We start from the raw sequence: 317 nt of genomic DNA, 5'->3' as shown, positions 1-317 counted from the left end.
CGCGCACGAACGTGGGGCCGGCGCGGGCACACGCCGGTGGTACACGTCCGCGGGCGCGGAAGCGGACGGGTGAACATCGCCGCCCTGGTCTGCTACAAACCCGGCGAACGCTCCCGGCTGATCTACCGCCTGCACGTCTACCGCGGCCGCAAAGGCGAGCCCAAGACCTTCGGCTGGATGGACTACCGCGACCTGATCCTTCATGCCCACGCCCAGCTCGGCGCCCCGATCGTGCTGGTCTGGGACAACCTCAACCTGCACCTAGTGCCCGGGATGAAGACCTTCGCCGCCGAGCACGCCGACTGGCTCACCATCGT

At 68.8% G+C, this 317-nt stretch carries 1 pseudogene; it reads left to right on the top strand.

Going from position 1 to position 317, the window contains the following annotated elements:
* Positions 1 to 69: 69 nt before the first annotated feature.
* Positions 70 to 317 (top strand): annotated as a pseudogene (locus FLX08_RS40220) (IS630 family transposase); the annotation flags it as partial.

The organism is Microbispora hainanensis, assembly GCF_006874475.1.
Classification (GTDB): Bacteria; Actinomycetota; Actinomycetes; order Streptosporangiales; family Streptosporangiaceae; genus Microbispora; species Microbispora hainanensis.
Note: the sequence above shows the minus strand (reverse complement) of the source record. Positions and strands in the feature narration are given on the sequence as shown.